Source organism: Promicromonospora sp. NPDC057138 (genome assembly GCF_042670845.1).
GTDB lineage: Bacteria > Actinomycetota > Actinomycetes > Actinomycetales > Cellulomonadaceae > Promicromonospora.
On record NZ_JBHUUX010000061.1, the window covers coordinates 20,615 to 34,846 of the forward strand.

Below are 14,232 nucleotides of genomic sequence, written 5' to 3' on the forward strand. Positions count from 1 at the left end.
TTAACCGCCCGGGGGGGCCCCGTTTGGCGTTCCCGGCCGCCCGGGTTGGTGGGTGGGTGGGCCCGCCTTGGCGCGCGGGGGGTCTCGACAGGCTCGACCAGCGGTGGGGCAGGCTTGACCGACGGGGGCGGGGAGGACGTGTTCACGATCAGCGCTCGCGACGTCGAGTCCTATCGGGGCGACCTCGCGCGGGCGCTCGACGACGTGCACGGCCTGCAGGTCGCGAGCTGGCGGCTCGTGCTGACCACCGAGGGCCATGGCCCGGCCAAGCGCATGACGGAGCAGCTGTCGGCGGCGGGTACCGCGGCCCGGCTGGCGATCTCGCTCGAGGACGAGCCGGAGCCCGGCGTCGTGCACGTGGTCGCAGGCGGCGCCGGCAAGGGCTTCGTGGCGCCCGACCTGAAGCTCGCCGTCTTCTCCGAGCAGGACCTGACCGGGCGGGCCGGCTCGGGCACGCGCGACATGCGCAAGATGCCCAGCCGACGGCGCAACGTCGTGGACCCGCTCCAGCTCAAGGCCGACGACTTCGTGGTGCACGAGCAGCACGGCGTGGGCCGGTTCGTCGAGATGGCGCAGCGCACCATGGGCACCGGCGGCAACCGGGCCACGCGCGAGTACCTCGTGATCGAGTACGCGAGCAGCAAGCGCGGCCAGCCGGGCGACCGCCTGTTCGTGCCCACCGACCAGCTCGACCAGGTCACCAAGTACACGGGCGGGGAGTCGCCGTCACTGTCCAAGATGGGCGGCGCCGACTGGAAGAACACCAAGGCCAAGGCCCGCAAGCACGTCAGGGAGATCGCGGGCGAGCTGATCCGGCTCTACAGCGCGCGCATGGCGACGCAGGGCCACGCCTACGGCCCCGACACCCCGTGGCAGCGCGAGCTTGAGGACGCCTTCGCCTACGTCGAGACGCCGGACCAGCTCGCGACGATCGACGAGGTCAAGGCCGACATGGAGAAGTCCGTGCCGATGGACCGCCTGGTGTGCGGCGACGTCGGGTACGGCAAGACGGAGATCGCGATCCGGGCCGCGTTCAAGGCGGTGCAGGACGGCAAGCAGGTGGCGATCCTCGTGCCCACGACGCTCCTGGTGCAGCAGCACTTCGAGACCTTCTCCGAGCGGTACACCGGATTCCCGGTCAACGTGCGGGCGCTGAGCCGCTTCCAGTCCGCCAAGGAGTCCGAGGAGACGCTCGCGGGTCTCAAGGACGGCAGCGTCGACATCGTCATCGGCACCCACCGCCTCATCACCGGCTCGGTCGTGTTCAAGGACCTGGGCCTGGTGGTGATCGACGAGGAGCAGCGGTTCGGCGTCGAGCACAAGGAGACGCTCAAGCAGCTCCGCACCAACGTGGACGTGCTGGCCATGTCGGCCACCCCGATCCCGCGCACGCTCGAGATGGCGGTGACCGGCATCCGCGAGATGTCCACGCTGGCCACGCCCCCGGAGGAGCGGCACCCGGTGCTCACCTACGTGGGCGCCTTCGAGGAGAAGCAGATCGCCGCCGCCCTGCGGCGCGAGCTGCTGCGCGAGGGCCAGGTCTTCTACGTGCACAACAAGGTGGAGACCATCCAGCGCACCGCCTCCCGGCTGAACGAGCTGGTGCCGGAGGCCCGCATCGGCGTCGCGCACGGCAAGATGAGCGAGCACCAGCTCGACCAGGTCATCCGCGCCTTCTGGGAGAAGGAGCTCGACGTCCTGGTCTGCACCACGATCATCGAGACCGGCCTGGACATCTCCAACGCCAACACCCTGATCCTGGAGCGCTCCGACATGCTCGGCCTGTCCCAGCTCCACCAGCTCCGCGGGCGCGTGGGCCGCGGGCGCGAGCGCGCGTACGCCTATTTCCTCTACCCGCCGGAGAGGCCCCTCACCGAGACCGCGCACGACCGGCTCGCCACCATGGCCGCCCACACCGACCTCGGCGCGGGCATGCAGATCGCCATGAAGGACCTCGAGATCCGCGGCGCGGGCAACCTGCTCGGCGGCGAGCAGTCCGGCCACATCGCCGGCGTCGGGTTCGACCTCTACGTCCGCATGGTCGGCGAGGCGGTGTCCGCGTTCCGCGGGGACGCCGAGGAGGAGGCCCCCGAGGTCACCATCGAGCTGCCGGTCGACGCCCACCTGCCCGAGTCCTACATCGCCACCGAGCGGCTGCGGCTCGAGGCGTACAAGAAGATCGCCACCGCGCAGGACGCCGCGGCGCTCGCCGAGGTGCGCGCGGAGCTCACCGACCGCTACGGCGCGCTGCCCGACGTCGCGGGCGCGCTCTTCGACGTCGCGGACTTCCGCAACCACGCCCGTCAGGCAGGGCTCACGGACATCACGGCCCAGGGCAAGTACGTCCGGTTCGCGCCAGTGAACCTGCCGGAGTCGGCACAGCTGCGGCTCAAGCGGCTCTACCCCGGGACCATCCTCAAGCCGGCGATCCGTGCGGTGCTCGTACCGTTCCCGACCACGGCGCGGATCGGCGGGCGGCCGCTGCGCGGGACCGAGGTGCTGGAGTGGGCGCGGGGCCTCATCGATGCGGTGATTCTCGCGGATGTGGGGGCTGCCGCTAAGGTCGGCACCAGCGTCTGACCGAGTGTCTGTCTCGCTGCGTCCCTCACCGTGGGCGTAGGTGAAACTCGGATTCACAGCAACTTGGCAGGACCGTATAGGCTCCACCCGCGTAACTCGCTCATCGTGTCTTTTTTGTGTGGAGGACCCCCGCATGGCTCTCGAACACCGCATGCGTGCGGTCATCGGCTCAGTAGCGGCAGTGACCGCGATCGGGGCCCTGATGGCTGGCTGCTCGCTCGAATCGCCGCAAGCGGCGGAGGGCAACGGGCAGGAGGTCCAGGTGCACGAGGACCTGCGCGCTCTGCTCCCCGGCGAGCTGCGGGCGGAGTCCACACGCATCACTGTCGGTACGGAGTCGGGCTACCCGCCCTTCGAGTACACGAACGAGGCCGGCCGCATCGTCGGGTTCGAGATCGACCTGTTCGACGCCGCCTCGGACCGGCTGGGCCTGAAGTACACGTTCCACGACATGCCGTTCGAATCGCTGCTGGGCGAGCTGTACGCGAGCAACGTCGATGCGATCGCTGCCGCCATGTCGGACACGGCTGAGCGGCAGATCGACTACGACTTCGTCGACTACTACAACGACAGCGACGCGATCATGGTCCCGGCCGGCAACCCCGGCGGGATCAAGACGCTCAAGGACCTGTGCGGACGTCCCGTCGCGGTGCTCACCGGATCGACCCAGGCGGAGGCGCTCACCGCGCTCAACACCGGGGACTGCAAGGCCAAGCCGGTCACCGTGACGCAGTTCGACACCGACGCCGATGCGCTCGCGCAGGTCCAGGCGGGCAAGGCGGATGCCGAGCTCACCCAGTGGTCGACGGGCGCCTACAACGCGAAGCAGGTCGGGTCCGGCGACGTCTTCGAGGTGGCGAACACCGAGGTCATCAACCCGACGCCGCTGGGCTTCGTGTTCCCCAAGGGCGACGTCGAGCTGGTGCGGGCCTACCAGGCCTCGGTGCAGAGCATCATCGACGACGGCACCTACGCCGAGATCCTCAAGAAGCACGACCTCTCGGCCGGCGCGCTGAAGACGGCCACGGTCAACAACCAGGCGCAGCAGTGACGCACCGCTGAACGTCACGCACGACGGGCCGTCCCACCACCGTGGGGCGGCCCGTTCTGCTGTGCCCGCACCTCCCTCGCGCGTCGACGCCGGAGCCGGAGCCGGAGCCGGAGCCGCCAAGAATAACGGTCACCCTAGTGACCGTTACGACCTCCGTCGGTTAGCCTGGTAACCGAAAGGAGTTGTCATGGCCAGAACGTCCCTACGGACCCGGCGCGACCTCGCCTCACTCGGCGAACACGTCCGCGCCTGGCGCAAGATCCACGGCCTCACGGCCCAGCTCGTCGCCGACCGCGCGGGCATCACACGCACCACGCTGCGCGCCATCGAGACCGGCACCGGAACCGTCAGCCTCGAGAACACACTTGCCGTGTTGCGGGTGCTCGGCGTGGCGGATGCCGTCGTCGGCTCGACCGACCCGCTCACCACCGAGATGGGTAGGTTCCACGCGGAACGGGCCCTGCCACAGCGGGTCCGAGTCGCCACCTGACGAAACCTGAGGAAGTGAGTCACGTTGTCGATACATGTCGAGGTCGAACTACCCGGCGGGGGCCAGGCCCGCGCCGGTGACCTCGACATGCACCTCAACCGAGGCGGCGCCCTGGTGGGCTGCACGTTCCGCTACGCCGCCGCCTACCTGCGCGACCCGCGCGCCTACGCCCTGTGCCCGGAGCTGCCGCTGACCCCGGGGAACATCCCGTCGGGCAGCGACCGGCCGCTCTTCGGCGTCCTCGCGGACTGCCAGCCCGACCAGTGGGGGCGGACCCTGCTGTTCAACGCCGAGCGCCGCGCCGCCCGCGCCGAGGGCCGCGGGTTCATGACCCTCACCGAGGTCGACTTCCTGCTCGGCGTGCAGGACGAGACCCGCCTGGGTGCCCTGCGCTTCTCGCTCGACGAGGGCAAGACCTTCATGGGGCCCCCGCGCGCGGAGGTCCCCGACCTGGTGGACCTGCCGTCGCTCACGGACGCCGCGGACGCCGTCGCGCACCACCGGGAGACCGACCACGACGTCAGCCTCCTGGTCGCGGCCGGCACCTCGATGGGCGGGGCACGCCCGAAGGTGACCGTGCGGGACGCCGAGGGCGACCTGTGGATGGCCAAGCTGCCCGAGAGCGGCGACCGGTGGGACGTGCAGGCCTGGGAGTACCTGACGCTGCGGCTTGCCTCGGACGCGGGCATCGAGGTGCCAGTGGCGCGGCTGCACCGCATCGGCCCGGGGCGCTCCATCCTGCTGACGCGCCGCTTCGACCGGCGTCCGGACGGCGGCCGCATCGGCTTCCTCTCCGCCGACAGCCTGACGCAGAAGGCGTTCTTCGAGGTCATCGACTACCGGACCCTCGCGGAGACGCTGGCCGACCACTCGGGCCGGCCGGCCACGGACGGGCACGACCTGTTTCGTCGCGTCGCGTTCACGCTGCTCGTGCGCAACGTGGACGACCACATGAAGAACCACGGCTTCCTGCGCCGTCCGGACGGCTGGTCGCTGTCGCCGCTGTTCGACGTGAACCCGAACCCGTTCGCCGTCGCGGAGTCGACGCCGCTGCGCCCCGGCGGGTCCCGCATCGACCGGGACGTGCGGGTGCTGCTTGCCACTGCGGACTCCTACGGCCTGCGGCAGGACGACGCCCGGCGGGTGCTCGCCGAGGTGGCGACGGCGACGTCGGGCTGGACCCGCATCGCACGCGACATGTCGCTCCCGGCGGAGGAGATCGCGTTGATGGCGGAGGCCTTCGAGAACCCGAACCGCGACGAGGCCCAGGCCGCCTGAGCGTTACGCTCCAGAGGTGACTGGTAACACCCGGCCCATCGAGGCCTCCATCCGCACGGACTTCCGCGACGAGATGGACTACGGCTCCTACCTGGGGCTCGACGAGCTCCTATCGGCGCAGCACCCGATGAGCGACCCGCCGCACCACGACGAGCTGCTCTTCATCATCCAGCACCAGACCACCGAGCTCTGGCTCAAGCTCGTCGTGCACGAGCTGGGCGCCGTGCGGCGGTACCTCGACGCCGACGACCTCTCGCGTGCGCTCAAGGGCCTGGCCCGCGTCAAGCACATCCAGCGCACCATCACCGAGCAGTGGTCGGTGCTGGCCACCCTCACCCCGAGCGAGTACGCGGAGTTCCGGGGCTCGCTGGGCCAGTCGTCGGGCTTCCAGTCGCACCAGTACCGCGCCGTGGAGTTCCTGCTCGGCAACAAGAACGCCGGCATGCTCCAGGTCTTCCGGGGCAAGCCGGAGGTGCACGCGCAGCTCGCACAGCTCCTGGACGAGCCCACCGTGTACGACGCGTTCCTGCGCCTGCTGGCCCGGCGCGGTCACCCGGTGCCGGCCGAGATCCTGGACCGCGACGTCACCCAGGCCTGGACCGAGCACCCGGAGCTGATCGCCGTCTTCAAGACGATCTATCAGGACCCGCACGCCTACTGGGAGCTGTATGAGGCCTGCGAGGACCTGGTCGACATCGAGGACGCGTTCCAGCTCTGGCGGTTCCGCCACCTGCGCACGGTGCAGCGCACCATCGGCTTCAAGACGGGCACCGGCGGCTCCAGCGGCGTCGGCTTCCTGAAGCGCGCCCTGGACCTGACGTTCTTCCCCGAGCTCATCTCGGTGCGCACCGAGATCGACGGCCCGCTCGGTGCGTGACGGCGTGCCGCAGGTGACGCTCCCGGGCGTCGTCGACCGCCACGTGCACCTGGGCCTGGTGGACCGGACGCTCCTTGCGGACAGCCCGGTCACCGAGGTGCACGACCTGGGCTGGGACCCGCGCGAGACGGCCGCCTGGGCGACCACGCCGCCGTCGGGCGTCCGGGTGCGGTACGTGGGGCCGTTCCACACTGCGCCCGGCGGGTATCCGGCCGGGCGGTCCTGGGCGCCGAACGCCGCGGTGCGGCCCGTCGCCTCGCCCCGCGAGGCCGCTCAGGCGGTGGCCGACGTCGCCGCCGCGGGCGGGTTCGCGGTCAAGGTCGCCCTCCACGCGGGCATGGCGCTGCTGCCCGACGACGTCCTCCGTGCGTTCGTCGCGGAGGCGCGCGCGGCCGGGCTGCCGGTGCTCGTACACGCGGAGGGTGCCGGCCAGGCTGGGCGCGCGATCGCCGTCGGCGCGGACGTGCTGGTGCACGTGCCCTGGACGGAGACGCTGCCGCCCGAGCTGATCGCCCGGGCGGCTCGCATGACATGGATCTCGACCCTCGCGATCCACGACGGGCCCGGCCGGCCGGCCGGTCTGGAGCGGCCGGCCGGACTGGAGCGGGCGCTCGACAACGCCCGGCGGTTCGTCGCCGTGGGCGGCACCCTCGCGTACGGCACGGACATGGGCAACGGGCCGACGCCGGTCGGGGTGAACGAGCGCGAGATCGAGCTGCTCGGCGAGGTGGGCCTGACGGGGGAGGTGCTGCTGCGGGCGGTCCTGGGACCGCCGGAGGTCCCCGCGCTCACGGCGCCGCTCCCGGTGCCGGGCACGGCGGCCGACCTGATCGCCTGGCTCCGCGCGTCACGTACGCTCGGGCCGACGCCGACCGACCTGGAGCATCCGTGACCGACACCGCATCCATCGCCGACCTGCTGCAGAGCCTGCCCGCCGACCTGCGCGAACGCGCCGTCGCCCGCGACGCCGCCGATCCGCTCGCCCGGTACCGCGACCTCTTCGCCCCGAGCGAGGGCCTGATCGCCTACCTCGACGGCAACTCGCTCGGCAGACCCCTGACCGCCACCCGCGAGCGGCTGGCGTCCTTCGTGGACGGGCCGTGGGCGGCCCGCCTGATCCGGTCCTGGGACGAGGGCTGGATGGACGCGCCGACCGAGCTCGGCGACACGCTGGCCCGCGTGGTGCTGGGCGCTGCGGCGGGGCAGACCGTCGTCGCCGACTCCACGACCGTGCTGCTCTACAAGCTGGCCCGGGCCGCGATCGACGCGCGGCCGGGACGCCGCGTGATCGTCGCGGACACCGAGAACTTCCCCACGGACCGGTTCGTGCTGCAGGGCATCGCCGCCGAGCGCGGTCTGGAGATCCGCTGGATCACGCCCGACGCGGAGGCGGGCGTGACGCCCCAGGAGGTGGCGGCCGCCGTCGGGCAGGACACCGCCCTGGTGCTGCTCAGCCACATCGCCTACAAGTCCGGCTACATCGCCGACCTGCCCGCGATCACGCGGGTCGTGCACGACGCCGGGGCGCTCGTCCTGTGGGACCTGTGCCATTCCGCCGGGTCGGTCCCGCTGAGCCTGGACGCCGACGGCGTGGACATCGCGGTCGGCTGCACGTACAAGTACCTCAACGGCGGGCCGGGCTCGCCCGCCTTCGCCTACCTGGCCGCCGGCCTGCAGGACGAGGTGCGCCAGCCGGTCCAGGGCTGGATGGGGGCCGCCGACCCGTTCGCGATGGGGCCCGAGTACGAGCCCGCCTCCGGGATCCGGCAGCTCATCAGCGGCACGCCGCCCGTGATCGGGATGCTGCCGATGCGCGACATGCTCGCGCTCGTCGAAGAGGCCGGTATGCCGGCGGTGCGCGAGAAGTCGCTGGCGCTGACCGGGTTCGCGATGGAGATCGCCGACGAGTACCTGCCCGGGGTCCGGGTCGCGTCGCCGCGCGCGCCGGAGCGCCGGGGGGGCCACGTCATGCTGGACCACCCCGACTTCAAGCGCGTGGTCGCGGAGGCCTGGGAGCGCGGCGTCGTGCCGGACTTCCGGCCTCCGCAGGGCCTCCGCGTGGGCCTCTCCCCGCTCAGCACGAGCTTCCAGGAGGTCGCGACGGGCCTCTGGCTGATCCGAGACCTGCTGGGCTGAACCTCCATCGCTGGTCGAGCTTGTCGAGACCCGGTCTCGACAAGCTCGACCAGCGAGGCGGGTCAGGTGAGGGAGAACGCCAGGGCGCCCAGGGACTTGAGGGTCTCCTCGGCTGAGTTCTCGTCGTAGCCGCGCGTGCATACCGCGATGACCAGGGCGTTCGGGCCCGGCTCACCGACGAACGCGACGTCGTGCCGGATGCCGTCCACCCAGCCCGACTTGGAGCCGAACGGGACGTCGCGGGGCACGGCGGCGGTGAGCTGGCGGTCGGTCTGGCGGCCGAGCAGCTCGCACATCCACGCGGTGCGCTCCGGGCTCGCGAGCCCGCCCGCGACCAGGGCGGACATGAGCAGGCACAGGTCGGCCGCCGTCGTACGGTGCGAGGCTCCGGCCTGCTCGGCGGCCAGGTCGGAGTACTTGCGGCCGAAGACCGAGCCACCCGCCCCGGCGTCCGCCAGGACCTTGTTGACGGCGGGCAGGCCGACACGCTCGGACACGATGTTGGTCGCCTCGTTGGACGAGACGACGATCATGCGCTCGATCACGTCGCCGAGCGGCATCGGCGTGCCGTCGGGCGGGAGGCCGGTGTCGGTGTCGTCCGGCTCGATCGTGTACTCGCCGGCACCCGGGACCTGCGACGTGAAGGTCCGGGTGGCGGTGCAGGTCTCGTCGAGGCTCGCCGTCCCGGCGTCGAGCTCGCGGGCCGCCGCGACCAGCACCGCGAGCTTCACGGTGGAGGCCGCGTAGAAGCCCAACGCGTCCTGGCGTGCCGCCAGCACCTCGCCCGACGCCCGGGCGATCCGGTAGGCCACCGTGGGCACCCCGTCGCTGTGCGTCCCTGTCGCCACCATGTGCGTCCCGCCCTCTCGTCGATCCTCGCCCTGGTTCTACTTCGCGCTCTTGTGGACGACGTCGGACCAGGCGCGGACCAGCGCGCGCGACTGCGCCTCGTTCTCGGCCGCGTGCACCAGCGCCGCCTCGGCCAGCGCCGCACGGTCGATGCCCTGCTCCGACAGCGCGGCCTCGTCCCAGGTCGCCACGCGTTCGGGGCGCGCCTCGGGGTGGAACTGCAGGCCCCAGGCAGCCTCGCCCACGCGGAACGCCTGGATGGGGCACTCTCCGCTGGAGACCAGCAGCGTGGCCGACGGCGGCAGGGTGGTCACCGAGTCCTCGTGGTTCTCGATCATCCACAGCGGCCCGTCCGGCACGCCGGGCAGGTCGCCGAAGACCGGGTCGCCGGCTGCGGCCGGAAGCACCGTGAGCGGACACATGCCGCGCTCCGTCTCGCCGGACCGCGCCGTCACGACGCCGCCCGTGACGTGCGCCAGGAGCTGACCGCCGAGGCACAGGCCGAGCAGCGGCAGCCCGGACGCCAGGGCCTCCGTGGTCAGCCTCCGTTCGCGCGCCAGGAACGGGTGGTCGACGTCGTCGTCCGGCATGAAGCCGCCGCCCAGCAGGACCATGCCTGCGAAGCCGTCGAGGTTCTCCGGAAGCTCCGAGCCGGGCGTCAGGTACGGGTCGAGGCCTGCTTCGGGAAGAAGCTGCTCGAGCCGGCCCATGGAGCTGGTGGGCGAGTTCAGGACTACCAGGACACGCGTCGTCATACCTCGACCCTAGGGGCGGCCAGCCCTCGTGCGAAGTGGCAGGCCACCACGTGGGAAGCTGCGCCAGGACCGGCCGCGGGAACGTCTCCGGGAGCGGCGGCGGAGCCCACCTCCGGGCGGGGGACCAGCGCCGGCAGGTCCGTCTCGCACACCGCGGGCACCAGCCGCAGCCCGGCGTCCGGCCGGTCGGTGGGCGGGTAGGACGGGATCGGGTCGGGCTGCGCCTCCGGCAGCGCGGGCGCGAGCCAGCACCGCGTGTGGAACGGGCAGCCGGACGGCGGGTCCACCGGCGAGGGCGGGTCGCCCTCCAGGACTATCGCGCCCCCGCCGACGCCGCCGCTGGTCGAGCTTGTCGAGACCCCGGTTTCGACAGGCTCAACCAGCGAGGGTGCGACCAGCCGCACCGACGGGTCCGGCACGGGCACCGCCGACAGCAGCGCCTGCGTGTACGGGTGCTGGGCGCCGTCGTACACCTCGGCCTCGCGCCCCTGCTCGACGATGCGCCCCAGGTACATCACGGCGACGTCGTGCGCGATGTGCCGCACCACGCCAAGGTCGTGCGCGACGAAGAGGTACGACAGGCCCAGCTCCTCCTGGAGGTCCTCCAGGAGGTTGATGACCTGGCCCTGCACCGACACGTCGAGCGCGGAGACCGGCTCGTCGCACACCAGGATCTTGGGCCGCAGGGCGAGCGCGCGGGCGATCCCGACGCGCTGCCGCTGCCCGCCCGAGAACTGGTGCGGGTACCGGTTCGCGTGGTCGGGGTCGAGGCCGACGAGCTCCAGCAGCTCGCCCACCGCGGCCCGCCGTCCGCCGGCCGGGGTGATGCCGTGGATCGCGAACGGCTCGCCCACGATCTCGCCGACCGACATCCGCGGGTTCAGCGACGTGTACGGGTCCTGGAACACCATCTGCACGTCGCGGCGGAGCTGCTTGCGGCCCGCCTGGGACAGGCGCGTGACGTCCTCGCCGTCGACGAGCACCTGGCCCGACGTCGGCTTCTCGATGCCGACCAGTACGCGCGCGAGCGTCGACTTGCCCGAGCCGGACTCGCCCACCAGGCCGAGGGTCTTGCCCCGGTCCAGGGTGAGCGAGACGCCGTCGACCGCCTTGACGGCGCCGGTTGAACGGCGCAGCAGGCCGTTGCGCACGGGGTAGTGCTTGACGAGGTCGCGCACCTCGAGCACTGGCTCATCCATCGTGACCTCCGGTGTCCTTGGCCGGCGCCCGGTTCGCCATGATGTCCGCCGCGAAGTGGCACGCCGACGTGCGGCCCTCCGCCGGGACCGCCAGCGGCGGCACCTCGGTGCGGCACACGTCGAGGACGGCGTCGCAGCGCGGGTGGAACGGGCAGCCCGCCGGCATGGCGGCGGGGCTCGGCGGGCGGCCCGGGATCACGGGCAGGCGCCCCGTCCCGGACGCGGACGGGATCGAGCGCAGGAGCGCCCGCGTGTACGGGTGGGCGGGCGTCGTGTAGACGGGCGCCACCGGCGCCTGCTCGACGGCGCGGCCCGCGTACATCACCGTGACGTCGTCGGCCACGCCGGCCACGACGCCGAGGTCGTGCGTGATCAGCACGAGCCCCATCTGCCGCTCCGCCTGGATCTCCGCGAGCAGGCGCAGCACCTGGGCCTGGACGGTGACGTCGAGGGCGGTGGTGGGCTCGTCGGCGATGAGGACGTCGGGGTCCATGGCCAGCGCGGAAGCGATCATGACGCGCTGCCGCATGCCGCCGGAGAACTGGTGGGGGTACTCCTTGACGCGGGCCTTCGCGTTCGGCACCTTGACCATGTCGAGCAGCTCGACGGCCCGCCGGCGGGCGTCGCCGCGCGACAGCCCCCGCCGCGCCCGCAGCGCCTCCGTGAGCTGGTAGCCCACGGTGTGCACGGGGTTGAGCGCGGCCAGCGCGTCCTGGAACACCATCGCCACCTGGTCGCCGCAGCGCGCGCGGTGCTCCTTGCGGCTCAGGCCGAGCAGGTCGGTGCCCGCGAGGCGGACGCTCCCGCGCGTGATCCGCGCGGTGTCCGGGAGCAGCCCCATCACGGCCAGCGACGACACGGACTTGCCGGAGCCGGACTCGCCGACGATCGCGAGGGTGCGGCCGGCTTCCACGCGGTAGGACAGGCCGTCGACGGCGCGCACGGCGCCGTCCGACGTCCGGAACTCGACGGCGAGGTCGGTGACCTCGAGGAGGGGGGTGCCGCTCATGCCGCCAGCCTCGGGTCGAGGGCGTCGCGCAGCGCGTCACCCAGCACCACCAGCGACAGGACGGTCGCGAGCAGGGCACCCAGCGGCACCAGCAGCATGTGCGGGTATCCGCCGAGCACCCACGACGAACCGTTCTCGATCATGATCCCCCAGGAGATCGCGGGCGGGCGCACGCCGATCCCGAGGAACGCGAGCACGGCCTCCGCGCCGATGACGCCGGCGATCGCCGTCGGGATCAGGGCCGTCACCGGGCCGATCGCGTTGGGCAGCACGTGCCGGAACATGATCCGCAGGTCGGAGGCGCCCAGGGCGCGGGCGGCCGTGACGTAGTCGAGGTTCTTGGCCTCCAGGACGCTCGCCCGGACGTACCGGGCGTAGCCCATCCAGCCGAACAGCGTCAGCACGATCGCGGGCAGCATGATCGTGCTGAACGTTCCGGAACCGAGGTCCACGTTCTTGAACAGGCTCAGCAGCAGCATGGCCGCGAGCAGGTAAGGGATCACCAGGAAGACCTCGACGGTGCGGGACACCAGGAAGTCGACCCAGCCGAGGTAGTACCCGGCGAGCAGACCCACGGTCACGCCGATGACCAGCGCCGTCCCGACAACGACGAGGGCGAGCAGCAGCGACGGCCGCGAGCCGTGCGCGAGCTGGGCCAGCGTGTCGCACCCGAACGAGTCGGTGCCGAGCGGGAACTCGTTGCCGAAGCCCTGCGGCTTGATCTTGGCGTCCCCGATGACGCAGTGCCGCGGGTCCACCGAGGTGAACAGCGTGGGGAACGCCGCCATGACCACGAAGAACAGGACGATCAGGCTGGAGACGATGACGTCGGGCCGGCGGCGCAGGCTGCGCCAGGCGTCCGAGGCCAGGGTGCGGGACGCGGCTCCGGCCACGTTCCCGGTCGCGGCGGAGGCTGCCTCACTCATAGCGGATCCTCGGGTCGAGCGCGGCGTAGGCGATGTCGACGACGATCATCACCGCGACCGTCACGGCGGTCAGGATGGTCACGATGCCGAGCACGAGCCCGACGTCGCTGCTCTGCACCGCGTCCCACAGGACGCCGCCCATCCCGTAGATGTTCATGATCCCTTCGGTGATGACGGCGCCGCTCAGGGCCTCCGCGAAGGTGAGCCCCACCGCCGTCACCACGGGGATCGACGAGTTGCGCACCACGTGGTGCACGACGACGCGCCCCTCGGTCAGGCCCTTCGACCGGGCCGTCCGCACGTGGTCGCCGTTGTACGACTCGAGCTGGCTCGCGCGCACCAGGCGGATGAAGGCCGCGGAGCCGGCCAGCCCCAGCAGGATGCCGGGAACCGCCACGGTGGCCCATGGGTGCTCGGGGTCGAACGACGGCTTGAACCAGTACGGCGGCCAGCTGTTCTCGCCGAAGGTCTCCTCCGACCAGCTGCTGAGCGGGACCGTCACGATCTCCTTGTAGACCAGGAGCAGGACGAACACGGGCAGGGCGTCGATGAGCACCGACGTCAGGCGGATGCCGTGGTCCGACGGCGACCCGCGCCACCGGGCGGCGACCGAGCCGAGCACCATGCCCAGCACGAGCCACGTAATGGTGACCATGACGAAGAGGCGCAGCGTGTTCGGTGCGGCGCTGGCGACGATGTCCGTCACCTCGCGGCCGCGCAGGTTCGTGCCGAAGTCGCCCTGCGCGTACTGGCCCAGCCGATCGACGAACGGCCCGAGGCACGGGTTGCCCGTCTGGTCGTAGCACGGGTCGTCCAGCCCGTACCGCTGCTCGACGGCGGCGATCTGGGCCGGCGAGGGAATCTTGTCGCCGAAGAAGGCGAGGGCGGGGTTGCCGTTCAGCTGGATCGCGAGGGTCGTGAGCAGGTGCAGCACGAATATCACCAGGAACAGCATGCCGACCGCCTGCGCGACGCGCCGAAGGATGTAACGCCCCATGGGTTCCTTCCGGGGGGTATGGGGTCCGCCGAAGCAGAGCGACCCTCGTTGGTCGAGCTTGTCGAGACCTGGGTCTCGACAAGCT

At 71.8% G+C, this 14,232-nt stretch carries 13 protein-coding genes; 7 read left to right on the forward strand and 6 right to left on the reverse strand.

All coding sequences use genetic code 11. The features are described 5' to 3' along the window. From mfd to ACFT2C_RS23665, 7 genes are all read left to right on the forward strand, one after another. Positions 1-2,580 (forward strand): transcription-repair coupling factor (mfd, locus tag ACFT2C_RS23635; protein WP_377209526.1); only part of this gene is annotated, 2,580 nt, incomplete at its 5' end. A gap of 133 nt (positions 2,581-2,713) precedes the next feature. Further along, positions 2,714-3,631, forward strand: coding sequence for an ABC transporter substrate-binding protein (locus tag ACFT2C_RS23640; RefSeq protein ID WP_377209527.1), 918 nt, complete (start codon positions 2,714-2,716; stop codon positions 3,629-3,631). A 187-nt stretch (positions 3,632-3,818) separates the two neighbouring features. Further along, entirely contained in the window at positions 3,819-4,121 is a 303-nt protein-coding gene (locus ACFT2C_RS23645; RefSeq protein WP_377209528.1) for a helix-turn-helix transcriptional regulator, read from the forward strand. Between the two features lie 24 nt (positions 4,122-4,145). Continuing rightward, positions 4,146-5,399: a type II toxin-antitoxin system HipA family toxin gene (locus ACFT2C_RS23650; protein WP_377209529.1), complete on the forward strand. Its 1,254-nt coding sequence runs from the start codon at positions 4,146-4,148 to the stop codon at positions 5,397-5,399. Positions 5,400-5,472: 73 nt separating this feature from the next. Next, entirely contained in the window at positions 5,473-6,276 is an 804-nt protein-coding gene (gene kynA, locus ACFT2C_RS23655; RefSeq protein WP_377209539.1) for a tryptophan 2,3-dioxygenase, read from the forward strand. A gap of 4 nt (positions 6,277-6,280) precedes the next feature. Next, positions 6,281-7,168, forward strand: coding sequence for a hydrolase (locus ACFT2C_RS23660; RefSeq protein ID WP_377209530.1), 888 nt, complete (start codon positions 6,281-6,283; stop codon positions 7,166-7,168). Further along, entirely contained in the window at positions 7,165-8,412 is a 1,248-nt protein-coding gene (locus ACFT2C_RS23665; protein WP_377209531.1) for a kynureninase, read from the forward strand. The genes ACFT2C_RS23660 and ACFT2C_RS23665 overlap by 4 nt, the downstream gene beginning before the upstream one ends. 62 nt (positions 8,413-8,474) lie before the next feature. On the opposite strand, the gene ACFT2C_RS23670 is transcribed toward ACFT2C_RS23665, so the two are convergent. Genes ACFT2C_RS23670 through ACFT2C_RS23695 form a run of 6 tightly spaced genes read right to left on the reverse strand, consistent with a single transcriptional unit; the run spans position 8,475 to position 14,147 of the window. Beyond that, positions 8,475-9,263, reverse strand: coding sequence for a serine hydrolase (locus ACFT2C_RS23670; protein ID WP_377209532.1), 789 nt, complete (start codon positions 9,261-9,263; stop codon positions 8,475-8,477). A 36-nt stretch (positions 9,264-9,299) separates the two neighbouring features. Next, positions 9,300-10,016 carry a type 1 glutamine amidotransferase gene (locus tag ACFT2C_RS23675; protein ID WP_377209533.1) on the reverse strand — a complete coding sequence of 239 codons (717 nt, stop codon included), beginning with the start codon at positions 10,014-10,016 and terminating at the stop codon, positions 9,300-9,302. Next, positions 10,013-11,215, reverse strand: a complete 1,203-nt coding sequence (locus tag ACFT2C_RS23680) for an ABC transporter ATP-binding protein (RefSeq protein ID WP_377209534.1) — start codon at positions 11,213-11,215, stop codon at positions 10,013-10,015. Before ACFT2C_RS23680 ends, ACFT2C_RS23675 begins: the two co-directional genes overlap by 4 nt. Further along, positions 11,208-12,224, reverse strand: coding sequence for an ABC transporter ATP-binding protein (locus ACFT2C_RS23685; RefSeq protein WP_377209535.1), 1,017 nt, complete (start codon positions 12,222-12,224; stop codon positions 11,208-11,210). Before ACFT2C_RS23685 ends, ACFT2C_RS23680 begins: the two co-directional genes overlap by 8 nt. Then, the gene (locus ACFT2C_RS23690; RefSeq protein WP_377209536.1) at positions 12,221-13,150 is read right to left on the reverse strand and encodes an ABC transporter permease; all 930 of its coding nucleotides are present in this window, start codon (positions 13,148-13,150) and stop codon (positions 12,221-12,223) included. Before ACFT2C_RS23690 ends, ACFT2C_RS23685 begins: the two co-directional genes overlap by 4 nt. Beyond that, complete coding sequence (locus tag ACFT2C_RS23695) at positions 13,143-14,147, reverse strand: ABC transporter permease (RefSeq protein ID WP_377209537.1); 1,005 nt, start codon at positions 14,145-14,147, stop codon at positions 13,143-13,145. Before ACFT2C_RS23695 ends, ACFT2C_RS23690 begins: the two co-directional genes overlap by 8 nt. Positions 14,148-14,232 lie beyond the last annotated feature (85 nt).